The organism is Streptomyces sp. NPDC100445, from assembly GCF_044759735.1.
GTDB lineage: Bacteria > Actinomycetota > Actinomycetes > Streptomycetales > Streptomycetaceae > Streptomyces.
Genome location: NZ_JBIVZV010000001.1, coordinates 291,201 through 315,665, shown reverse-complemented (window position 1 = coordinate 315,665; position 24,465 = coordinate 291,201). Strand labels below are relative to the sequence as shown.

Below are 24,465 nucleotides of genomic sequence, written 5' to 3'. Positions count from 1 at the left end.
CAGCCGGCAGGCGAACGCCGCCCCTGCCGCCGCCGAGCCCGCCGCACGCCACCGCGCCTGCGCCAGGCCGGCCTCCCGGCCGCTGCTGTCTTGGGATCGTCCACGGTGAACGCGGGCAGAGCACGTGCCAGCACCGCCGGCGCGACCCCGCACAACTCGGCGAGCACGGCCCGCCCGGCTTCGTTGGGCACGATCTCCGCATCGGCCCGCACACCGCCGCCGTCCATGCGGGCGGGGGAGTTGCGGCAGGTCCACAGCCGCAGCACACCGGCGGCCGGCAGACCGTAGCGGTCCGCGACCCGGCTGATCAGTGACGCGCTCAGCTCCCCGGCCGGCGGCACGGTCCGTAACGCCCCTGCTCCCACAGCGTCCGTCTACTTCCGAACCTTTTGGTGTGTGCAGCGCTCAGGGCGCACGATGCCTTCAGTCGTGGCACATCGTCTCGCCGTGCCGCCGATGCGCAGCCGCGTCGGGAAGTACGGAGCCGCAGCGCAAGGCGGGACCGTGAAGGGGCCAGGGAACGACCGAAGCGACCGTCGTTTGCCCCATCGTGCCCACTCGGTGTCTCGCCGGGCCCGTGCCCGGGACCGTCTCACCGGGCCCGCGCCACCCAACGCCGGGCGACGGCCGATGCCGCGGCCATGATGCTCAGCTGCGGGTTCACCTCCGGACAGCTCGGCAGCACCGAACCGTCGGCGATCAGCACGCCTTCGACGCCCCGCAGCCGTCCCTCCGGGTCGGCCGGCGACCGCTGCGGGTCCGCGCCCGCCGCGACCGTGCCCGTGGGATGGAACGCGGACACGTGCAGATCGCGCGCGCTCACCGTGTCGAGCACTGCCTCCAGCTGCTCCGGGGTCCGGGCGCGGGGCGCCCGGGGAACACCCGTCAGCACCTCCTCGGCGCCGGCCGCGAACAGCAGACGCCCCATGGCCCGCTCGGCCCGGAGCAGCCGGGCCGCGTCGCGCGCCGCGAGGTCGTAGCGGAGCAGGGGACGGCCGCGGCCGAGGACGCGGCCCGAGGGGCGGTCGGCGATCATCGCGCCGAGGGTCGCCAGCCGGTCCGCCTGTTCGAGTTCGCGGCGCAGCGCGCGGCCGACACCCGGCAGCACGAACGAGGTCATGCCCGGCGGTGCCGCGGTGGCCTCGATCAGGATGCCGTCGGCGCGCAGCCGCTCCACCCCGACGCTCTGCAGGACGCCCTGACGGCCCGTGACCGGGTGCCGGAAGCGGCCCGCGACGCTGACGGCGGGGTGCACGCTGAGGTTGCGGCCGAGCCGCGGGTGCCCGCCCAGGCCGGAGCGGCGCAGCAGCGGTGGTGTGTGCAGAGCCCCGGCGGCGACCACGACGAGCGGGCCGAGGATCTCCAGCTCGCTGCCGTCCGGGCGGCAGGCCAGCACCCCGGCGGCCCGTGGGCCGGCCGGCCCGTCGCGGTCGGTGAGGATGCGCCGTACCCGCGCCCCGGTCACGATCCGGGCGCCGGACGCGCAGGCCCCGGGCAGCACCGACAGCTGGACGCTCTGCTTGGCGCCGGTGGGACAGCCGACGACACACTGGCAGGAGCCACGGCAACCCGGGGCGTTGCGCCGCAGGGGCGCGGCGGCCCAGCCGAGTTCTCTCGCCCCGGCCAGCGCGATCAGCCCGTTCTCGCCGAGGACGTCCAGTGGCTGCGGTGCCACCCGCAGAACGCGTTCGACCTCGTCGAGACGGGTACCGAAGCCCTCCGCCGCGGCGAACCCGTGGTGGCCGAGCCAGCGCGCGACCACATGGTCCGGTGTGCGGTAGCAGGTGCCGGAGTTGACGACGGTGGTGCCGCCGACCGCGCGGCCCACCGGCAGCACCAGCGGCGGACTTCCCACGGCGATCGTCGCGCCGCCGTCCCGGTACAGATCGAGGAAGCGGTCGAGCGGGGGTCGGCGCCCGAACGACGCGGTGGTGTGGTGCTCGCCCTCTTCCAGGACGACGACGCGCATACCGGCGGCGGCGAGGGTACGGGCGGCCATCGCGCCGCCGGCACCCGATCCGATCACGACCGCGTCGGCCGTGGACCGCGTGGGCCAGCCGGTGGAGGGCGTGCAGTCGAGCGGCGGGTCCGCGGCGGCGGACACCGTTGGCGCGGGACCGTGGTGCAGCATCCGTTCGGTGCCGGCGGCCAGCAGCAGCGGGACCTTCACCGCGTCCAGGAGTGGCAGCAGGGCCCGGCGCGCGGCGAGCGACGCCATCACCTGTTCCCGGTCCACCGGGCCGAGAGCGGACAGCCGCTTGCCGGTACGGGCGACGGCGTAGGCGTCGATCACCGTGGCCGCGCCGCGCACGGCGGTGCGTGCCGGAGCCGGCATGGCGTCGAGCAGGGCCGCGACCCGCCGTGGCACGGCCCTAGTCCACCCGGCCGTCCCGTCGTCGGCGAGGACCGCGGCCACAAGGCCCGTCAGGGCATCGGCGGAACCGCTCATCGCTCGCCCACCTCCGCGTGCGCCGTGCCCGACAGCCGCCATGCCGCCTCCGGCCGCCAGCGGCCCCACCACCGCTCCAGGCACACCTCCGCGTCCGCCCGCTCGCTGTTGCGGCACACGGCGGCGGAGCCGTCCGGATCGGTGTAGTCGAGGGCGAGTGTGCCGTCGAGTGGCTGGGTGACCGTCACGTGGATGCGGCGCAGGCCCGCACGCCCTTCGACCCGCCACCGCGGCAGGCCGATGTCCGCGCGGAACCGGCCGACGCCCGCCCAGCCCACAGCGGTCCGCTCCGCCCTCCGGGGCCAGGTGCGGCCGTCGCGGTACAGGCGCAGGAACACCAGCGGCGGCAGCCGGTCCAGGCCGCGTCGCGTCGACACGGCGGTGACGATCTCCAGGACGTCACCGCCGCCCAGGTCGGCGTGGAGCCAGGCCCAGCGGCGGGCGTTGCCGTGGCCGTAGAGGCGGGCGCTCGCGCCGGGCGCGTCCGTGAGCCGCAGCTCGCCCGTGCCGTGCCGGACGGTTCCGCTGTAGCGGGCGCGGGTGGCGGGCAGCAGGTGCGAGGCGGGCAGCCAGGGGTGCCGCCAGGACCAGCGCGGGAAGGTGTGCAGCGGCGGGCCCTGCGGTTGTTCGGTGAGCGTCCAGCCGAACGGACCGGCCGAGCCGGTGAGACGGCCGGGTGCGACCCGCACGTCCCCGGCGGTGAAGCCGGGCGCCCCGCCGGGCCAGGGGGTGGGGCCGAACCGGGCGTGCTCGGCCGGGCCGTCCGGGGGGAACACGGCGACCCAGCCGTGGGCGTAGGCGGGGGTGCCGTCGAGCGGGGCGACGAGCTCGTGGTGCAGCCAGACACCGCTGCCGGTGACCGGATCGGTCAGGGTGGTGTACCAGACCTCGGTCCGTCCCGGCGTGCCGTCCCAGCGCGGCGCCGGGTACCGGTCGGCGCCGGGCCCGGCCGCCCGGGGGAAGCGTAAACCGGAGAGGAAGGGCAGCAGGCCGGTGGCGAGAGGGAAGCGCAGGGTGCCCTCACCGACGCGCCGACCGTCCTCGTACAGGGTGTACGGCAGTACGGTCATCGAGGACAGCGGGCGCGTGAACGACACCGACTTCCAGCCGTCGAGCAGCAGCCGCCGGCCCTCCAGGACGAAGCGGAGCCGGTAACGAATCCTGCGGCGTACCAGCGGCGAGATCTCCAACTCGCCCTCGGGCGCGGCGTCGTCGGCCCGCCCCGCTATCCGGATCCGTCCCGTCAGCCGCGCCGTTGTGGTCCGGTGCGGCAGCATCACGCTGTCGGCGCGGGCCAGCAGATCCAGCCGTACCGGACGATCGGCGTCGTCGTCGGCCAGGCGGACGCGGCCCAGCATCGTCTCCCGGAACAGCGTGCCGCGCGCGGTCACCGGGCGTCCCCCCGGCGTCCTACGGAGCGGGCGAGTCCTTCGAGCATGAGGCGCTCCGTCGTCGACAGGTAGTGGCCCGCGGCGGTGCGTGCGGCCTCCGGGTCGCCGGCCGCGACCGCCTCGACGACCGGTGCCAGCCGGTCGTGAGCGGTCCGCGCGTCCGCGAAGGGGCCGACCAGCGCGGCGCGGACCGGCAGGTACGCGTTGAACAGGGTGTTGGTCAGCAGTACGTACACGCGGTTACCGGTGGCGCGGGCCAGGGCACGGTGCACCTCGGCGTCCGCCAACTGTGCCGGATCGCCACCGTCGGCTTCCCCGACGGCGGCCAGCAGCCGGCGCAGTTCGGTGACATCGGCCGCCGTGGCGCGGGCCGCGGCCCGTTCCGCGATGAGCGCGCCGATGCTGCGGCGGACCTCGAAGATCTCACCGATCCAGTCGGGGCTGTGCCGCACGAGCATCGGCAGGAGGTCGGCCCCGCCCAGACGCAGGAAGTCCCGTACCCGCGTGCCCACTCCATGGCGCGTCTCCAGCAGACCGGACTGTGCCAGCCGGCCGAACGCGTGCTTGAGCGTGGTGCGGGTGACCCCGAACCCGTCGGCGAGCTCGCGTTCGGGGGGCAGGTAGCTGCCGGCCGGGTGACGGCCGGCGAGGATGTCCTCGCGCAGCCTCTGCTCCAGTACGTCGACGATCGTCTCGCGTGGCAGGGCTTCCACCCGGGCCTCCAATGACACAGTGGTTCAGTGGCTCAGCCACTGAACCAGTGACCGTATAGGGAGTCAATGGATGTGCCGCACATCCGAACATGCCGTTGACCGGAATCAATGGTTTCTTGCCGAGTTCCCGTGACAAGGGTGCGGCTGCGCATACCACTTGGGCCGAAGCCCGGCCGTGCCGGCCGGGACCCGGAGGCCGGTGCCGGTGAGCCTCGCGCCGATCGCCCTGCCGCTCGTGCCTGTTGCACCTCGGCGGGCCCCGGCCGCGCCGCCCCTTGGGCCAGCGCCGCGCCCAGCTGCCCGGCCCGCTCACGGGGCCGTGTGTGTGGTCTTGCTCGGTCTCGGGCCAATCCGCGAGGGCGCGACCCACGGCAGATCGGTGGCGCCGGCGTCCATGGCCCGCCGCGACGCCGTGACGGCGGTGGCGTTGTCGGACCCGTCTGCGAGGGTGGTCGGTGTGCGGCACGGTGCCGTCGGGCGGGGCGCGGGAGGCGACATGGGGACGGGACCAGGGGCCGGCTGGGAGGGCGGCCTCGACTGGGAGGGTTGGCGGGACCACCGGGACATCCGGCGGCGGCTCGACCAGGCGCCGATCCGGAGGCGCTGCCGTGCGGGGAACGGCCCCTGCACCGGGCCGTGGCGTTCGGCTCGCCCGAGGTCGTCGCGGAGCTGGCCGGGCGTGTCGCCGACGTCGACGCCCTTCAGGACGGTACGACCGCACTGTGGGAGGCGGTGGTCGGGCACCGGCCTCAGATCGCACGCGTCCTCGTCGCCGCGGGAGCCGACCCGTGGCGGCCGGTGCTGGCCAGCGGGTCACCCGGGCGGCTGAGCCTGGCCGGTCCCACACCGGACCTGTTCCCGCTGCGGCTGCCTGAGCGGCCTTGCCCACTGCCTGTTCGGCCTTGGCCCCTGGCCCTCCCGTCGGCGGCCATGTCGCTCACCTTCCTCGGTTGCCGGTCTGAGGCACCGCTGTGCGCATAGCCCCTGACGGTGCTGGAAACCCAAGGGATGGAACGGCGCAGTGCGCGGTCGGCACTGGTGAGGTGAGCTGAAGGGACGAGGGCGGCCGCCGTCGGGGACGGGCCTACTCGAACCAGTAGCGGACGCCGTGGCCTGGCGGGAGAACGTGCCGCCGCGGGTACGGCTGAGGATTTCGCGGACGGCGGTCGGCCGGGCGGCGCGATTCCATCATGTCACCGTTCTCGGCGGCGAGTTCGAACAGCTCGTCGATCGTCCGCTGCGGCGGTTCGTGGACGAGGAGATGTCCGTGCAGCCGGCCCGCCATCGGCGGGGAGCCGTACTGGCGCGGGTGGAAGCGGCCGAGGTGGTCGGCGAAGATCAGCTATGTGCCGCGCGCCACACCCGCACTGACTGTCAGGACGCAAAAGTGTGTCATGAGCCGCCAGGGGACGGTGGGCGGTCCGGAATCGGCCCCGAGCCGAAGAGCCGGCCAAGCAGCGGCACCGGCTCCAGGGCACCGGACGCCGCCGTCCCGGACGCGCACTACGTGAGGGGCGGGCGCAACGTCAGCGCCTCTCGTAGATGCGCTTGTGGCTGCGGAGCGCTGCCAGCCGGAAGGGCCCGGTGGTCTGCGGCGGCGTCGGATGGTGGCCGCCGTCGGTCGGGAAGGACGCCTCGTGCAGCTCACGGTAGGTGGCGTAGTCGAGTGTCCCGCGCCGGTCGATCGCCTCGTGATGCGCCGCCGTCCGCAGGTGCTCCCGGTAGCCGGGGACGGCGGTCCCGGCGAAGAACTCGGCGACGCTGCCGGAGCCGTAGCTGAGGAAGCCGATGGGCCGGTCGGTCATGTCGTCCGCCTGGTCGAGCAGCGCGGCGAGGCCGAGGTACGCCGACGCCGTATAGCTGTTGCCGATGACCTTGTTGTACGCCGTGGTGTGCCCGACGGCTTGCTGGATCCGAGCCCCGTCGGTGTCCTGCCCGCAGGTGTTCAGCAGATGGCGGTGCGCCTTGTAGGCCATCTTCGTGAACGGCTGGTGATAGCAGAACGCGGCGAACTCGTCGAGCGGACGGCCGCCCTGCTTCGCGTAGTCCGTCCAGGTGTTCTCCACCGCCTGAAGATAGGCGGTGATGGACTCCTCCCCGTCCACCAGCGCGGCGTCACGGTAGTTCGGCCGCCAGAAGTCCATGACGTCGGCGGTGAACAGGCCCGATGGTTCCTCGACGCGGACCAGCGCGGGATCGGCGGCGACCAGCATGGCCACCGCCGCCGCGCCCTGGGTCGACTCACCCGGGCTGTCCAGGTCGTACTTGGAGATGTCGCTCGCGATCACGAGGACCTGCTGCCGGGGGTCGCGCAGCACGAGGCCGATGGCGAACTGCAGGGCCGCCGTGCCCCCGTAACAGGCCTGCTTCAGCTCGACGACCCTGGTGGCCGACGGCAATCCGAGCAGCGAATGGACGTACACGCCGGCCGACTTGGCCTGGTCGATCGACGACTCCGTCGCGAACACGACCGTCCGGATCCGGTCGGTGCCGTGCCGCGCGATGATCGGCGCGGCGGCGGCCGCCCCCATGGTCACGATGTCCTCGTCGGCGGCGGGTACGCTCATCGACCGCTGGCCTATGCCTACATGGTATTTGCCGATCTCGGTGCCGTTGTGACCGGCGAGTGCCGCGTGCGGCAGAACGAACTCGGTTGTCGCGAGTGACAGATCGTGAATTCCTGTGGCGCGATCGCTGGGCATGCTGTGTGCACCGACCTTCACTGTCTTGGTGTCGTGTTTCCTGGTCGAAGTGGGCCGCGTACGGCTGACGGCGCGGTGACTCCGTGTCACCGGCCCTGCCGGGCGGCGGCCTGGTGTCGAAGGCGCCGTCGTGAGGAGGGCCGCCGCAGGACCGGTCCGGGCAGCGGTGCCGCACGGTCGGGGGTGGTGGTGTCGGCCGGGAGGACGGCGGCAGGCCCACGTGCCCGACGCCCTGGCTGGACGGGACGCCGACCTGGACGATCCCGAGTCCGACGGACCGACCGCGGTCCGATCGGCGGTGGCACGTGATCGCGGGACGAGGCACCGGCTCGCGTCCGGTCAGGGCCTCGGTTCTGCCCGGCGCCCCGGGGGTTGGGGGTACCGCACCGGGGGGACGCCGGTGCCCGGTGCCGGCCGCCGGGCCGGGCCGCTGGAGAAGGCCGCCGAGCCGCCCGGGTGCGGCAGGCGCACCGGCCGGGCCGGCGCCTGCGGAGCGGCCGCGTACCGCCGTGTCCACGAAGGGGCGAGGGGAGATTCACGCGAGGACATGCCCCTCCTTGGGTCGGTCGGCGCGGCTCACTGTAGGGACGGCCGGATCGGCGCGCATCCCTCGCCCTGGTAGCGGGTGGTTCGGGCCCGGCGATCTCCTATCAGGCTGAGGGATGTTCGGGAACGGGGGCGGTCCTAGCCTCCAGTCAGACCGAGCCGAAGGGCCGCGCCCGCGCTCCTTCTTCGTGCGCGACGACAACTCGTGAAGGCCGACGGCACCGCAGCGTCGCCGAGGACGAGCCGCCCCGTGAAAGGACGTGCGACACGTGCGTGCTGACCTGATCGAAGTCCTGCCCGACATCCTCAGGAGGAACGCGGCCCGCTTCGCCGGCAAGGTCGCCTTCTCCGACAGCCGGCGGGCGGTCACCTACGATCAGTTGGAGGCGCGGACGCGTCGGCTGGCCGGGCACCTGACCGGACTCGGCGTGCGGCGCGGCGATCGGGTGGCGATCTGCCTGCGCAACTGCGTCGCCATGGTCGAGAGTTACCTCGCCGTCGTCCGCGCGGGCGGTGTGGGCGTTCCGCTCAACCCGGCGTCCACGGCAGCCGAGCTGGACTGGCTGCTGGCCGACAGCGGCGCCGCCGTGATCGTCACCGACGCCGGGCACGCGCCTGAGTTCCTGCGGCTGTCACGGTCGGCGTCCGGCGCCTCGGTGCTGGTGACGGGCGCGAGCCAGGCGCCGGCGGGCACCCGTTCGTTCGACGAGCTGGCGGCCACCGAGCCCACCACCCCCGCGCCGGACGATCTCGGCCTGGACGACCCGGCGTGGATATTCTACACGTCGGGAACGACCGGAAAGCCGAAGGGGGTGCTGTCCACCCAGCGCAACTGTCTCTGGTCCGTCGCCTCCTCGTACGTCCCGATACCGGGACTCTCGCCGGAGGACCGGGTGCTGTGGCCGCTGCCGTTGTTCCACAGCCTCTCCCACATCGCGTGCGTGCTGTCGGTGACCGCGGTCGGGGCGAGCGCCCACCTGATGGACGGCGCGTCCGCGGAGGACGTCCTGGCCGCACTGCGCGCCCACCGGTCGACATTCCTGGCCGGTGTCCCCACCACCTACCACTACCTGGTCGAGACGATCCGCCGGCAACCCTTCTCGCTGCCCGACCTGCGGATCGGCCTGGTCGGCGGCGCGGTCGCCGACTCCGAGCTGTGCCGCGCGTTCCACGAGAGCTTCGGCACACCCCTGGTGGACGCCTACGGCAGTACGGAGACGTGCGGGGCGATCACCATGAACCCGCCCGACGGCAGGCGGGTCGACGGCTCCTGCGGGCTGCCGGTGCCCGGAGTCGAGGTCCGCCTCGTCGACCCCGACACCGGCGCGGACGTCCCCACCGGGTGCGAGGGCGAGGTCTGGGTCAGCGGCCCGAACGTCATGCTCGGCTACCACGACCGGCCCGAGGAGACGGCTGCGGCGACGAGGGACGGCTGGTACCGCACCGGCGACCTGGCCCGGCGCGACGAGCACGGCTACTTCACCGTCTGCGGCCGCATGTCGGACCTCGTGATCAGGGGCGGTGAGAACCTCCACCCGGAGGAGGTCGAGACGGTGCTGCGCGCGGCGCCGGGTGTGGCCGACGCCGGTGTGACCGGAAGGCCGCACGACACCCTCGGAGAAGTACCGGTCGCCTACGTGGTCGCGGCTTCCGACGGGCTGGACGTCCCGGCGCTGGTCGAGCTGTGCCGTGCCCGGCTGTCGCCCTTCAAGGTGCCCGAGGAGATCTACGAGGTCGCCGCGATCCCGCGTACCGCCTCGGGCAAGATCACGCGGCGTACGCTCGCCGAGCGGCCCGCCGTACTGCGGTACGCCGCGAGCGGTCACCACGAGGACCTGTTCCAGGTCGACTGGGTGCGGACTTCCCGTCCGGCGTCCGGCGCCGGCCCCGCGTCCTGGGCGTTCGTGGGCCCCGGGGCCGCCGCACTGGCCGCCGTCTGGCCCGGCGGCGCCGCCCACCACACCGGTCTGGGCGGGGCCGACGGCACCGCGGAGGTGACCGTGGTCCTGCCGGCCGACGGCACCGGGCAGGATCCGGCGGCGGCGGCCCGCGCCGGCGCCCGGCAGCTCGCCGACTGGCTCGCCCGGCCGGAACACGGCCGGGGCCGCCTGCTCGTCCTCACACGCGGCGCCGTGCCGGCACGCCCCGAGGACGGTGTGCCGGACCCGGCCCAGGCCGCACTCCGCGCTGCCGCGCACGCCCTGCGGACGCGGTACCCGGACCGGCTGATCCTCGCCGATCTGGACGCCGGCAGCGGGCCCGTGCCGGCCGAGCTGGCGTCGGCGCTCGGGGCGGACGAGCCGTGGCCGGTGCTGCGGTCCGGTGTGGCGTACGTGCCGAGGCTGGTGCGGGTTCCGGTGGCCGACCGACCGCGGCGGCCCTGGCCCGGCGCGAGGGGCACCGTCGTGGTGACCGGCGCCGGTACGGTCCGCGGGGCGGCGGTCGTCCGCCACCTGGCCTCGGTCCATCAGGTCCAGCACCTGCTGCTGGTGGGCGAGGAGGGCTCCCTCGACCTGGACGTCGCCGGGGCGGACGTACGGTGGTCGTCCGGCGACGAGCGGTCCCTGCGGACCGCGATCGTCGGCGTGGCCACTCCGGTGACCGCTGTGCTCCACGCGGACGGTGACTTGGCCCCGGCAGCCTTCCTGGCCGCCGCCACGGCCGGGCAGTCCCCCGAGCGGACGTTCCTGGTGATCGCCGACCCGGCCGAGCCGGTGCTCGCGCCCGGCGGCACCACCGTGCCGGAGGGTACCGGTGGGACGGAGGATCCGGAGGTGCGTGTCTCCGCCGTCCTTGCCGAAGCGGTGGCCCGCCGGCACGGTGGATCCCTCCTCGCCTGGCCGCGGGGCGAGGCCGCCGATCCGCGCAGGGTTCGCGGCGGTCTGTCCGCCCTGGACATCCTGCTCGCCGGGGACCGTTCGTCCCTGCTCTGCCTCCACGTGCGCCGACCGGCCGCCGGCGCCGCGGTTCCGCCACTGCTGCGGACGTTGTTCCCCGAGGACCCCGCGCGGAGCCGTCCCGACGACGCCGTCACGGCCACGCTCCACGACGAGCTGACCCGTCTCGACGAGTGGGCCCGGCGCGCCCGGTTGGAAGACCTGGTCATGGAGCAGACCGTGAACGTGCTGCCCGGGGCCACCCCGCGGGCCCCCACGGCCGATCGCGCCTTCCGGGACCTCGGGCTCACCTCCGCCGCCGTGGTGGAGCTGCGCAACCGGCTCGTCGAGCGCACCGGACTGCGGCTGCCCACCACCATCACCTTCGACCACCCCACCCCGCGTGCGTTGGCCGGGCACCTGCTCGCCGAGGTGTTCGGTGGCCCCCGGCCGGTCACGGAGGCCGTCCCGGCCGCTGCGGCGGACGACCCGGTGGTGATCATCGGCATGGCCTGCCGCCTGCCCGGGGGCGTCGACAGCCCCGAGGAGTTGTGGCGTCTGGTCTGTGAAGGGCAGGACGCGCTGTCGCCGTTTCCGACCGACCGCGGCTGGAACACCGAGGACCTGTTCGATCCGGACCCCGGCAGCTTCGGCACCTCGTACGTCGACCGGGGCGGATTCCTGCCCGACGCCGGGGAGTTCGACGCCGGCTTCTTCGGGATCTCGCCACGGGAGGCACTGGCCATGGATCCCCAGCAGCGGCTGCTGCTGGAGACGTCGTGGGAGGCCCTGGAACACGCCGGCATCGACGCGTCGACCCTGAGGGGTGCCGACGTGGGCGTCTTCTCCGGGGTGATGGAGCAGGAGTACGCCGCCTCCGGTGCCGTACCCGAGGCGGCCGAGGCGTTCGCCACCGCGGGCCGAGCGGCCAGCGTGGCGTCCGGGCGCGTCAGTTACGTGTTCGGGTTCGCCGGGCCGGCGGTCACGGTGGACACGGCGTGCTCCTCCTCCCTGGTCGCCCTCCACCTGGCGGCCCAGGCCCTGCGTTCGGGGGAGTGCTCCATGGCACTGGCCGGCGGCGCCACGGTCATGGCGACCCCCCGGACCTTCGTGGAGTTCTCCCGGCAGCGGGCGCTGGCGAACGACGGCCGCTGCAAGTCGTTCGCCTCGGCCGCGGACGGCACCGGATGGGCCGAAGGCGCCGGCGTGCTGGTGCTGGAACGCCTCTCCGACGCTCGGCGCCACGGACACCGCGTGCTCGCGGTGATGCGCGGTTCCGCGGTGAACCAGGACGGCGCGTCCAACGGCCTGACCGCGCCGAACGGCCTCGCCCAGCAGAGGGTCATCGACCGGGCCCTGGCCGCGGCCGGCCTGTCCGCGGCCGACGTCGACGCGGTCGAGGGCCATGGGACGGGAACGGTGCTGGGGGACCCCATCGAAGCCGGGGCGCTGCTCGCCACCTACGGCCAGGGCCGCGACCCCGAACGCCCGCTGTGGCTCGCGTCGTTGAAGTCGAACATCGGCCACACCCAGGCCGCGGCCGGGGTGGCCGGCGTGATCAAGATGGTGCAGGCGCTGCGGCACGCGGTGCTGCCGGCCACCCGCCATGTCGACGAGCCGACGACGAAGGTCGACTGGTCGGCGGGCGCGGTGTCCCTGCTGACGGAGAACCGGCCCTGGCCGGACACCGGGCGCCCGCGCCGTGCCGGAGTCTCCGGCTTCGGGCTCAGCGGCACCAACGCCCACGTCATCCTGGAGGAGGCACCAGCCGCCCGTGAGGAGCCCCCGGCAGCCCGTGAGGAGACGCCGACGGCGCCGGCTGTGACGCCACTGGTGCTCTCCGCCCGCAGCGAGGACGCGCTGCGCGGCCAGGCCCGGCGGCTGGCGGCCCTCCTCCAGGGCTCCGGCGACTCCTGGGCGGACGTGGCCTCGGCGCTCGTGTCCCGCAGGGCCGCCCTGGAGGAGCGGGCCGTGGTCCTGGCCGGCAGCCGGGCGGAGGCCCTGGCGGCGCTCGCGGCGCTGGCCGCGGGGGAGACCAGCCCCGCCGTGGTGCGCGGGACCGCCGCGCCCGACGCGCACCGCCAGGTCGTCATGGTGTTTCCCGGCCAGGGCTCCCAGTGGGCCGGCATGGGGCGGGAACTGCTCGCTCACTCACCGGTCTTCGCCGAGCGGGTCGGCGAGTGCGCGCGACTGCTCACGCAGTGGGCCGACTGGTCGCTGCTCGACGTCCTGCGCGGCGACGCCGATCCGGAACTGCTACAGCGGGTGGACGTCGTGCAGCCCGCCGGTTTCGCGGTCATGGTCGGGCTGGCGGCGGTGTGGGAGTCGGTGGGCGTGCGCCCGGACGTGGTCGTCGGCCACTCGCAGGGCGAGATGGCCGCGGCCTGCGTGGCGGGCGCCCTGTCGCTGGAGGACGCGCTGCGGGTGGTCGCGCTGCGCAGCCAGGCCATCGCCGCACAGCTGTCCGGCCGGGGTGGCATGGCCTGGATCGCGCTGGGCGCCGACGCCGCGGCGGAACGCATCCGGTCCTGGAGCGGCAGGCTGGCGGTCGCGGCGGTGAACGGTACCGCCTCCGTCGTCGTGTCCGGTGCGGCCGACGCGCTGGACGAGGTACTGGCGGAGCTGGCCGAGGAGGGGGTACGGGTCCGCCGGGTCGCGGTGGACTACGCCTCGCACAGCGAACAGGTGGAGGACATCCGCGGCGCGCTGGAGGAGGCCCTGGGCGGGCTCGACGCCAAGGCTCCGGTGGTGTCCTTCCACTCGACCGTCACGGGTGAGCCGGTCGTCGACGCGGGCGTCCTCGACGGCGAGTACTGGTGGCGGAACCTGCGCCGGCAGGTCCGGTTCGGGCCGGTCATCGGTCAGTTGCTGGACCGGGGCCATGACGTCTTCCTGGAGGTCAGCGCCCATCCGGTGCTGGTGCAGGCGATCACCGAGATCCTGGACGAGGCCGCCGTGCCCGCGGTGGTCACCGGGTCGCTCCGCCGGGACGACGGCGGTCCGCCCAGGCTGGCGGCTTCGATGGCGGAGCTGTTCGTGCGCGGGGTGGCGGTGGACTGGACCGGCCTGTTGCCGGCGCCGGGCGCGGACTGGGTGGAGTTGCCGACGTACGCCTTCGACCGGCGGCACTACTGGCTTCGGCCGTCGCCCGCGGCCGCCCCGGCGTCGTTGGGACTCTGCGACGCCGGGCACCCGCTGCTGGGCGCGTTGGTCCGGATGCCCCACCCGGGCGGCGTGGTCGCCACCGCCCGGTGGTCGGCCGCGGCGCACCCCTGGCCGGCCGCGGCCGAGGGCCCGGTCGCCGTACCCGAGGCCGCCCTCGTGGAACTGGCCGTACGCCTCGGTGACGAGACCGGCACACCCGTCGTCGACCAACTGACCGTCGACCGTCCCGTGAGCCTGCCCAGCCACGGCGGCCGCGTCGTCCAAGTCGTCGTCGGCGAGGCAGGTCCGGGCGGGCGCAGGCCCGTCGTGGTGCACTCCCGTGCCGAGGCGGCGGCGCCGGACGGGCCGTGGACACGGCACGCACACGGTGTCCTGGCCCCCGCCTCCGAGGCCGCGGACCTCCCCGGTCTCGGCGCTCCCTCCGAGGCCGCGCTGCCCGAATCCGCGCTCGGTGATGCCCCCCGCTACGGCATCCACCCCGTCCTGCTGGACGCCGCCGTCCGTAGTGCCCTGCCCGAGGACACCCGGGTCACGCGGTGGACCGGGGTGCGGTTGCTGACCTCCGGCGCGTCCGCGCTGCGCGTGCGGTCGGGTGCCACGGCGCAGGCCGGCGACGGACACCGGGTGGCGGGCCTGGAACTCGTCACCGCGGCCGGGCAGCCGGTCATGACCGTCGACAGCATCGAGGCGGAGCCGGTCACCGTGGACCACGGCGGACCGGCGGACCATCTCTTCGCCGTCGAGTGGGAGGAATGGAGCTCCGGGGAGCCGGCCGCCGTCGACGTCCAGCACGTCGCGACGGCGGCCGATCTCACCGCCTCGGCCGGCGCGGACCTTCTGGTGTACGAGGCGGACTCCGGGGAGCCGCGGGCGGCGGTCGCCTCCGCGCTGGCGGTTCTCCAGGCGTTCGTCGCGGTTCCGGGCGCCGATACGGCCCGGTTGGCCGTCGTGATCCCCTGCGGCACCGACCTCGGCGCGGCCGCCGTCGGCGGTCTGGTGCGCTCGGCCCAGTCGGAACATCCGGGCCGGATCGTGCTGGTCGAGGCCGACGAGGTGGGCCGGGCACAGGTGCCCGCCGTCGCGACGGGCGGCGAACCGTGGCTGCGGATCCAGGGCGGCCGCACGGAGGTGCCCCGGCTGGCCAGGCCGGCCCCCGCGGGTGCCGCTCGCCCGCTGGACCCCGCGGGCACGGTGCTGATCACCGGAGGAACCGGCACACTCGGTGCCCTGACCGCGCGGCACCTGGTCACCCGGCACGGCGTACGGCACCTCGTACTCGCCGGGCGGCGGGGTCCCGAGGCGGCGGGCGCCGGCGAACTGGCGGCCGAACTGACCGCGCTCGGCGCGAACGTCACGATCACCGCCGTCGACGTGGCCGATCGCACCCAACTGGCCGCACTCATCGACGCGGTACCGCCGGAGCACCCGCTCACGGCGGTCGTGCACAGCGCCGGCGTCCTCGACGACGGCGTGCTCACCGCGCTGACCCCGGGCCGCCTCGACGCGGTGTTCCGTCCCAAACTGGACGCCGCGCTGCATCTCGACGAACTGACGCGGGAACTGGACCTTGCCGCCTTCGTGCTCTTCTCGTCTGCCGCCGGGGTGCTCGGCAACCCGGGGCAGGGCAACTACGCCGCCGCCAACGCCGCGCTGGACGCGCTGGCCGCGCGGCGGCACGCCCTCGGGCTGCCCGCGGTGTCCGTCGACTGGGGCTACTGGAGCCGGTCCAGCGGACTCACCCGGCACCTGGGCCGCGCCGACCTGCGGCGCAACGAGTCCATCGGCATGGCCGGGCTCTCCGACGCCGAGGGAATGGCCCAGTTCGATGCCGCGCTGCGGGCCGGCCCGCGGTCCGTCGCGGCGAAGTTCGACCCGGCCGCCCTCGCGGCCGCCGACGTCCCGGTACCCGCCCTGCTGCGCGGCTTGGTCCCGCGCCGCCGTCCGGCCGCCCGCGCCGCGGTCACGGACATACGGCCGACCACGGCCGGGCGACTCACCGGGCTGCCGCCCGCCGAGCAGACCGCCGCACTCCTGGAATCGGTACGCAGGCACGCCGCGGCGGTCCTCGGCCACGCCGGGCCCGAAGCCGTCGGCCCCGACCGGACCTTCAAGGACGCCGGGTTCGACTCGCTGACCGCGCTGGAACTGCGCAACCGCCTGGCCGCGGAGACCGGCCTGACCCTGTCCCCGGCGATGATCTTCGACTATCCGAGGCCCGCCGCGCTCGCCGAGCACCTGCGGGCCGAGCTGTCGGGCGAGCCGGCGAGTCCCGCGGCCCCGGCGCGTCCGGCGGCGCCGCCCGCGGACGAACCGATCGCCGTCGTGTCGATGGCCTGCCGCTTCCCGGCCGGGGTGCGGAGCCCGGAGGACCTGTGGCGGGTGGTGTCCGAGGGGATCGACGCGGTCGGCGCCTTCCCGGAGGACCGTGGCTGGGACACCGACGGACTCTTCCACCCCGACCCCGACCACCCCGGCACCACCTACGTCCGCCACGGCGCCTTCCTCGACGACGCCGCCGGGTTCGACGCGGCCTTCTTCGGCATCTCGCCGAAGGAGGCCCTGGCGATGGACCCGCAGCAGCGGGTGCTGCTGGAAACGGCGTGGGAGGTGCTGGAGCGGGCCGGCATCGACCCCACCGGACTGGCCGGTCAGGACATCGGGGTGTTCGCCGGGATGAACAGCCACGACTGGTCGGTACGGCTGCACCGGGCCTCCGAGGTCGAGGGGTTCCGCCTGACCGGCAGCTCCGGCGGTGTCCTCTCCGGCCGGATCGCCTACCACCTCGGGCTCTCCGGCCCCGCCCTGACCGTGGACACCGCGTGTTCCTCCTCGCTGGTGGCACTGCACCTGGCGACGCAGGCGATGCGGCTCGGCGAGTGCTCCATGGCACTCGTCGGTGGTGTGATGGTGATGGGCGGCGTCGAGACCTTCGTGGAGTTCTCCCGGCAGCGCGGCCTCGCACCCGACGGGCGCTGCAAGGCCTTCGCCGACGCCGCCGACGGCACCGGCTGGTCCGAGGGCGCCGGCCTGCTGCTCCTGGAACCCCTCTCCCGGGCCCGGCGACGCGGGCATCCGGTGCTCGCGGTCATCCGGGGCAGCGCGGTGAACTCCGACGGTGCCTCGAACGGGTTGACGGCGCCGAACGGCCCTTCGCAGCAGCGTGTCATCCGGCAGGCGCTGGCCGGTGCCGGTCTGCGGCCGTTCGAGGTGGATGCCGTGGAGGCGCACGGGACGGGCACCACTCTGGGTGACCCCATCGAGGCTCAGGCGTTGCTGGCGACCTACGGGCAGGAGCGTGAACGGCCGCTCTGGCTCGGCTCGTTGAAGTCGAACATCGGGCACACCCAGGCCGCGGCCGGTGTCGCCGGTGTGATCAAGATGGTGATGGCCCTGCGCCACGGCGTACTCCCGCCCACGCTGCACGTCGACCGTCCCTCGACCCACGTCGACTGGACGGCCGGTGATGTCCGGCTCCTGACGGAGGCCCGTGACTGGCCGGAGACCGGACGCCCGCGCCGGGCCGGTGTGTCGTCCTTCGGTATCGGCGGCACCAACGCCCACGTCATCATCGAACAGGCCCCCGAGCCGGACGCGTCCGGTACGGGCCCCGTGTCCGCGGAGTCCGGTGAGCCGGTCCGCGCGTCCGGCGGGTCCGCCCCCGGAGCGCCGGCCCCCGCGTCGGTGCCCGTGCCGGTGTCGGCCCGTACCCCTGCCGCGCTACGCGGTCAGGCGGCCCGGCTCGCCGACTTCCTGGCCGGCCGGCCGGACGTGTCCCTCACGGACGCCGCCCTGGCCCTCGCCACCGGCCGTGCCCAACTCGACCGCCGCGCCGTGCTGCTGGCCCGCGACCGGGACCAGCTCCTCTCCGGCCTGCGCGCCCTGGCCGACGGCTCGGCCGCCGGCGTCACGGGCAGCCCGGCCGACGGCAAGCTGGCCTTCCTCTTCACCGGCCAGGGCAGCCAATGGGCCGGCATGGGCCGGGCCCTGGCGGAGACGTTCCCGGTGTTCGCCGAGGCGTTCGCCGATGCCTGCGCGGCCGTGGAACGCCATCTCGGCGATTCATGCACGCGTCCTCTCGCCGAAGTGGCGTTCGGCGAGCCCGGCTCCCCCGAGAGCGCACTGCTCGACCGGACCGTCTACACCCAGGCGTGCGTGTTCGCGTTGGAGACCGCGCTGTTCCGTCTGTTCGCCTCCTGGGGGGTGCGCCCCGATCTCGTCGCCGGACACTCCGTCGGAGAGATCACCGCGGCACACGTGAGCGGCGTGCTCGGCCTGGCCGAGGCCGGTGAACTGGTGGCGGCACGCGGTCGGCTCATGCAAGGGCTGCCCGAGGGAGGTGCCATGGCCGCGGTCCAGGCCACCGAGGCCGAGATCGCCCCGCTGCTGGCGCACGCGCCGGGCACGGTGGCCGTCGCGGCCGTCAACAGCTCCGGCTCGCTGGTGCTGTCCGGCGAGGAGGACGCCGTGCTCGCCGTCGCCCGCGAACTGGCCGCACGCGGGCGCAGGACCCGTCGGCTCCCGGTCGGTCACGCCTTCCACTCGCCGCTGATGGCGCCGGTACGCGAGGAGTTCCGTGCCGTTGTGGAGCGGCTGGCGTACCGGCCGGGCGAGCTGCCGGTCGTGTCCACCGTGACCGGTGCCCTCGTCACGGACGGCCGGCTGGCCACCCCGGAGCACTGGGTCGAACAGGTCGAGGCCCCGGTGCGGTTCGGTGCGGCCGTCACCGCTCTGTGCGCACAGGGTGCGGTCACCTTCGCCGAGGTCGGGCCGGGCGGCGCCCTGGTAGCCATGGCCATGGAAGCGCCCGACGTACCGGCCGAGGGCTGCTTCCCGACGCTGCGCGAGAACGGCGCGGCGGCGGACGTCCTGACTGCGCTGGCCGGGCTGCACACGCGGGGTGTACCCGTCGACTGGCCGGCGGTCCTCGGCCGCCCGGTCGGCGGCACACTCGCCCCCGAGCTGCCCACCTACGCCTTCCAGCACCAGCGCTACTGGCTCGACGAGCCCGTGCCGGGCGGGAGCGGAGCGGTGCGGGCCGTCCCGGAAGCCGCGCCCGCCGGTGAGGCGGTGATCGCCGCCGGCCGTTCCGGCGCGGACCGGCGCCGGATGTTCCTGGAGCTGATCCAGGAGAGCACCGCCGTCGTCCTCGGGTACCGCGGCGACGAGGCGTTCGACGAGGACCAGCCGTTCAGGAGCCTCGGCTTCGACTCCCTCACCGGAGTCCGGCTCAGCCGCCGGCTCGCCGACCTCACCGGCGTGCCGGTCCCCGCGACCGCGGTGTTCGACCATCCGACCCCGGCGGCGCTCGCCGCACATCTGCTGGGGGAACAGACGTCGTCCGCCGTCGCCGTACCGTCGTACGCGAACGAGCCGATCGCGATCGTCGGCATGAGCACGCGGCTGCCCGGCGACGTGCACAGCCCCGAGGAGCTGTGGCGGCTGGTCGCCGACGGACGCGACGCCGTCTCCGGGTTCCCGATCGACCGCGACTGGGATCTCGAAGGGCTCTACCACCCGGACCCGGCCCACCCCGGGACGAGCTACACGCGCGCGGGCGGATTCCTGCACGACGCCGCGCAGTTCGACGCCGGGCTGTTCGGGATCTCCCCGCGCGAGGCCCTGGCCATGGACCCCCAGCAGCGGCTGCTGTTGGAGACCTCCTGGGAGGCGCTGGAACACGCGGGTATCGACCCGCTCTCGGCCCGCGGCCGGGACGTCGGTGTCTTCACCGGGATCGTCCACCACGACTACGTCACCCGCCTGCACAGCGTGCCCGAGGAAGCCCAGGGCTATGTGATGACCGGGACCTCCTCCAGCGTGGCCTCGGGCCGGGTCTCCTACGTGTTCGGCTTCGAGGGCCCGGCCGTCACCGTCGACACCGCCTGTTCCTCGTCGCTCGTGGCGATCCACCTGGCGGCCCAGGCGCTGCGGCAGGGCGAATGCTCCCTGGCGCTCGCCGGCGGCGCGACCGTGATGGCGAGCCCGGACGCCTTCCTGGAGTTCTCCCGGCAACGCGGGCTGTCCGCGGACGGCAGGTGCAAGGCGTTCTCGGCCACGGCCGACGGCACCGGCTGGTCCGAGGGGGTGGGCGTGGTGGTCCTGGAACGGCTGTCCGCGGCCCGGGAGAAGGGTCACCGGGTGCTCGCGGTCATCCGGGGCAGCGCGGTGAACTCCGACGGTGCCTCGAACGGGTTGACGGCGCCGAACGGCCCTTCGCAGCAGCGTGTCATCCGGCAGGCGCTGGCCGGTGCCGGTCTGCGGCCGTTCGAGGTGGATGCCGTGGAGGCGCACGGGACGGGCACCACTCTGGGTGACCCCATCGAGGCTCAGGCGTTGCTGGCGACCTACGGGCAGGAGCGTGAACGGCCGCTCTGGCTCGGCTCGTTGAAGTCGAACATCGGGCACACCCAGGCCGCGGCCGGTGTCGCCGGTGTGATCAAGATGGTGATGGCCCTGCGCCACGGTGTACTCCCGCCCACGCTGCACGTCGAAGAGCCCACCCGGCAGGTGGACTGGTCGTCCGGTGCGGTGCGGCTCCTCACCGAGGCGCAGGAGTGGCCGCGCGGCGACCGGCCGCGCCGCGCCGCGGTCTCCGCCTTCGGAGCGAGCGGTACGAACGCGCACATGATCCTGGAGGAGGCCGACCCGGTCCCCGAGGAGGCCCGGCCCGCCGCACCCGTGCCCCCGGCCGACGCGGACACCCCGCCCCCCGTGCTGCCGCTGGTGCTGTCGGCCAGGACGACCGGCTCGCTGGCCGCGCAGGCCGGCCGACTGGCCGCGTTCCTGGAGGACCCGGCCGGTCCGTCGCTCCCCGCGGTCGCCTCGACGCTGGTGTCCGCGCGGGCGACGCTGACCGAGCGGGCCGTCGTCGTCGCCGCCACGCGCACGCAGGCCCTGGCCGGTCTGGGCGCCCTGGCCCGGCGGGAGAGCGCGTCGCACGTGGTCACCGGCAGTCCCTCGGCCGCACCGGGAAAGGTCGTCCTGATCTTCCCGGGCCAGGGGACCCAATGGGCCGGTATGGGCCGGGCCCTGCTGGACGCTTCGCCGGTGTTCGCGCAGCGGATCGCCGAGTGCGCCCGCGCCCTCGACCCCTGGATCGACTGGTCCCTGGTCGATGTCCTGCGCGGTGACGCCGACGCCGGGACACTGGAGCGCGTCGACGTCGTCCAGCCGGCGAGCTTCGCGATGATGGTCGGCCTGGCGGCGGTGTGGGCCGCGGCCGGCGTGCTGCCCGACGCCGTCCTCGGGCACTCGCAGGGTGAGATCGCCGCGGCCTGTGTGGCCGGGGCGCTGTCGCTGGAGACCGCCGCCCGGATCGTCGCGGTCCGCAGCCGGGCCATCGCGACCACCCTGGCCGGACGCGGCGGGATGGCCTCGTTGGCCCTGGACGCGGACGAGGCGCGCCGCCGACTTCTGCCCTGGGACGGCCGCGTCGAGGTCGCCGCGGTGAACGGACCCGCCTCGACGGTGATCGCGGGGGACACCGAAGCGCTCGGCGAGGCCCTCGACGTGCTGACCGCACAGGGCGTCCGGGTCCGGCGGGTGCCGGTGGACTACGCCTCGCACACCCGGCACGTCGAAGCCCTGGAGGAGGTGCTGGCGCAGGCACTCGCGGGCATCGAGGCACACGTACCACGGGTTCCCTTCTATTCCACGGTGACCGGCGGCTGGGTCACCGACGACCTGCTCCTGGACGGCGCCTACTGGTACCGCAACCTGCGCCGGCCGGTCGGGTTCGGGCCGGCGGTCGAGGAGCTGCTGCGACTGCGGCACGGTGTCTTCGTCGAGGTCAGCGCCCACCCGGTGCTGGTGCAGCCGATCACCGACCTGGCGGACGACAGCACGACCGCGACCTCCCGTCCGGTCGTCTCCGGCACTCTCAGGCGCGACGACGGCGGCCTCGACCGCCTGCTCGCCTCGGCCGCCCAGCTCTTCACCGGCGGTGTGGCCGTCGACTGGACCGCGGTCCTGCCCGCCGGAGTCACCTCCGCCCCCGACCTGCCGACCTACGCCTTCGAGCGCCGGCACTACTGGCTGGGCGAGGGCACCACGGCATCCGGCCGCGACGCCGAGGCGGCCGGGGCCGAGGACGGCGACTTCTGGACGGCGGTCGAGGACACGGACCTCGGCTCGCTCGGTGAGCTGCTGGCCCTCACCACCGACCAGCGCGAGGCGCTGGGCGCGTTCGTGCCCGTCCTCGCCGACTGGCGCAGGGGCAGGCGTGAGCGTTCGACCGCGGAGAAGCTGCGCCACACCGTCACCTGGAAGCCGCTGGAGCGCCAGTCCGTGGGCGTGCCCGACGGCCGGTGGCTCGTCGTCGTACCGGACGACGCGCGGCCGGACGAGCTGCTGACGGCGCTGACCGGCGCCGGGTTCGATCACCTCGTGCTGGTGGCCCGGGAGACGGACCGGTCGGCGCTCGCCGAGCGGCTCACCGGCGTCGTCGCCGAGCGCGAGGTGTCGGGCGTGCTGTCCCTGCTCGCCCTCGGCCGGCGTGCGGGCACCGGCCCGCAGGACCCGACCCCGCTCACGGCCTCGACCCTCGCGCTCGTCCAGGCCCTCGGCGACGCGGGCGTCACCGCGCCGCTGTGGTGTGCGACCCGGGGCGCGGTGGACATCGGTATCCGCGACACCCTCGACGCCCCCGCCCAAGCGGCGTTGTGGGGACTCGGCCGGGTGGTCGCGCTGGAACGCCCCGACCGGTGGGGCGGTCTGATCGACCTGCCGGCCGGCACGGGGCCGCGGACGGCGCAGCACCTGCTGGGCGTGCTCGGCGGAGCCTCGGGGGAGGACCAGCTGGCGATCCGGCGGTCCGGCGTCTACGTCCGCCGGTTCGTCCCCAAGCCCGTGCCCAGGTCCGTCGGCACCGACTGGCGGCCGCGCGGCACGGTCCTGGTCACCGGCGGCGCCGAAGGGCTCGGCCGGCACGCCTCGCTGTGGCTGGCCCGGGCCGGGGCCGCCCGGCTGGTCGTCACCACGACCGCCGGCGCCCCCGAGGACTGCGCGGACCGTCTGCGCGCCGACCTGGAGAGGCTGGGCACCCGGCTGGAGTGCTGCGCCCAGCGGGACACCGAGAGGCTCGCCGAACTGCTGTCGGCCGAACCGCAGCAGCCGCTCACCGCTGTGGTGCACGCCGCCGACGTCACCCGGACCGCTCTCCTCGACGACACCGGCCCGGACGACCTCGCGGAGGTCTTCGGGACCAAGGTGGAACCGGCGCTGTGGCTGGCCGAGCGGTTCGCCGGCACACCCCTCGACGCGTTCGTGGTGTTCTCCTCGATCGCCGGTGTCTGGGGCGGCGGGGGCCAGGGTCCCTCCGGCGCGGCCAACGCCGTTCTCGACGCCCTCGTCGAGTGGCGCCGGGGACAGGGTCTCGCCGCGACCTCCATCGCCTGGGGTGCGCTGGACGAGACCGGGGTGGGCATGGACGAGGCGGCCCTGGCGCAGCTGCGGCGCCGCGGCGTCCTGCCGATCGCCCCGGCGCTGGCCGTCACCGCGCTGGCGCAGGCGGTGGAGGCGGGCGAGAAGGCCGTCACCGTCGCCGACATGGACTGGGCCGCCTTCCTCCCGGCGTTCACCTCGGTACGGCCCAGCCCGCTCTTCGCGGATCTGCCGGAAGCGGCGGACGTGCTGCGGGCGGCGGCGGGCGACGGCGGCGGGGAGACCACCGCCTCCCTGGTGGACTCCTTGCGCGCGGTCGCCGAGGCCGAACAGGACCGCATCCTGCTGCGGCTCGTACGCGGCCAGGCGGCGGCGGTCCTCGGGCACAGCGGTGCCGATGCCATCGGCCCCTCCCAGGCCTTCCAGGAGGTCGGTTTCGACTCGCTGGCCGCGGTCAACTTCCGCAACGGCCTGCACACCGCGACCGGGCTCAAACTGCCGTCCACGCTGGTCTTCGACTATCCGACCCCCGATGCGCTCGTCGGCTACCTGCGCGCGGAACTGCTGCGAGACCCCGGGGACGACCTCGGCGTCCGGGACGAGGACCTGAGGCGGGTGCTGGCCACCGTTCCGCTGGGGCGGTTCCAGGAGGCCGGGGTGCTGGAGACGCTGCTCGCCCTCGCCGACGAGGGCGGGGCGGCCGGTGAGGAGGCCGGAGGGGTAGCGCGGGCCGTGGACGCCGAGGACGCCGAGGACGAGGAAGACAGCATCGACGCCATGGACATCAGCAAGCTGGTGCATCGGGTCCTGGGCACCTCGGGCTGAGACGGCGCCGGTGTCCGGCGAACTGTCGTGCGCTTCGGCGCCCGGTCGTACGACGTGCTCATCGGCCGGGACGGGGAGCCGAACGAGGACGTGGCCACCGTGGCGATGCCCCTCCGGGCGTTCACCGCGTACGAACCGACCGGCACGACGCTGTCATCACCCAGGGCAGGGCCCCACCAAGGGCGTGAAGGGGCTCGCCAGGGCGCACCACCGGGGTGTACCGGTGGTGCGCCTGCCGGCATCCCCGATCGACCGGAAGCCGGCGGTGGACCAGCCCGGGGTTGAGGGCCTCGCGGGCGCCCGCCGGCTGTCCGGCGCCGTGTCGTGCGGCACCGGCCACGAGGACGGATCCGGGGGACGCGTCGGCACAGGAAGGCGAGGCACGGGCCGGCCCTCGTCCTCGGCGGCCCGGAGGTG

The 24,465-nt window shown here is 74.7% G+C and carries 7 protein-coding genes; 2 read left to right on the top strand and 5 right to left on the bottom strand.

Going from position 1 to position 24,465, the window contains the following annotated elements:
• Positions 1-592: 592 nt before the first annotated feature.
• From ACIQVT_RS01255 to ACIQVT_RS01245, 3 genes are read right to left on the bottom strand one after another with little or no spacing between them, the layout of a single operon-like run.
• Positions 593-2,449, bottom strand: a complete 1,857-nt coding sequence (locus ACIQVT_RS01255) for a GMC family oxidoreductase N-terminal domain-containing protein (protein WP_403745737.1) — start codon at positions 2,447-2,449, stop codon at positions 593-595.
• Positions 2,446-3,840, bottom strand: coding sequence for a hypothetical protein (locus ACIQVT_RS01250; RefSeq protein ID WP_403745735.1), 1,395 nt, complete (start codon positions 3,838-3,840; stop codon positions 2,446-2,448). The genes ACIQVT_RS01255 and ACIQVT_RS01250 overlap by 4 nt, the downstream gene beginning before the upstream one ends.
• On the bottom strand, positions 3,837-4,553 hold the full coding sequence (locus ACIQVT_RS01245; RefSeq protein WP_403745734.1) for a FadR/GntR family transcriptional regulator: 717 nt from the start codon (positions 4,551-4,553) through the stop codon (positions 3,837-3,839). The genes ACIQVT_RS01250 and ACIQVT_RS01245 overlap by 4 nt, the downstream gene beginning before the upstream one ends.
• Positions 4,554-4,661: 108 nt before the next feature.
• On the opposite strand from ACIQVT_RS01245, the gene ACIQVT_RS01240 reads away from it, so the two are divergent.
• Complete coding sequence (locus ACIQVT_RS01240) at positions 4,662-5,534, top strand: ankyrin repeat domain-containing protein (RefSeq protein WP_403745732.1); 873 nt, start codon at positions 4,662-4,664, stop codon at positions 5,532-5,534.
• Between the two features lie 103 nt (positions 5,535-5,637).
• On the opposite strand, the gene ACIQVT_RS01235 is transcribed toward ACIQVT_RS01240, so the two are convergent.
• The gene (locus ACIQVT_RS01235; RefSeq protein WP_403745730.1) at positions 5,638-5,838 is read right to left on the bottom strand and encodes a hypothetical protein; all 201 of its coding nucleotides are present in this window, start codon (positions 5,836-5,838) and stop codon (positions 5,638-5,640) included.
• Positions 5,839-6,079: 241 nt separating this feature from the next.
• Positions 6,080-7,255, bottom strand: a complete 1,176-nt coding sequence (locus ACIQVT_RS01230; RefSeq protein WP_403745728.1) for a hydroxymethylglutaryl-CoA synthase — start codon at positions 7,253-7,255, stop codon at positions 6,080-6,082.
• Positions 7,256-8,070: 815 nt separating this feature from the next.
• On the opposite strand from ACIQVT_RS01230, the gene ACIQVT_RS01225 reads away from it, so the two are divergent.
• A complete protein-coding gene (locus ACIQVT_RS01225) occupies positions 8,071-24,048 on the top strand; it encodes a type I polyketide synthase (protein WP_403745726.1) in 15,978 nt (5,325 codons plus the stop codon).
• Positions 24,049-24,465: the final 417 nt, after the last annotated feature.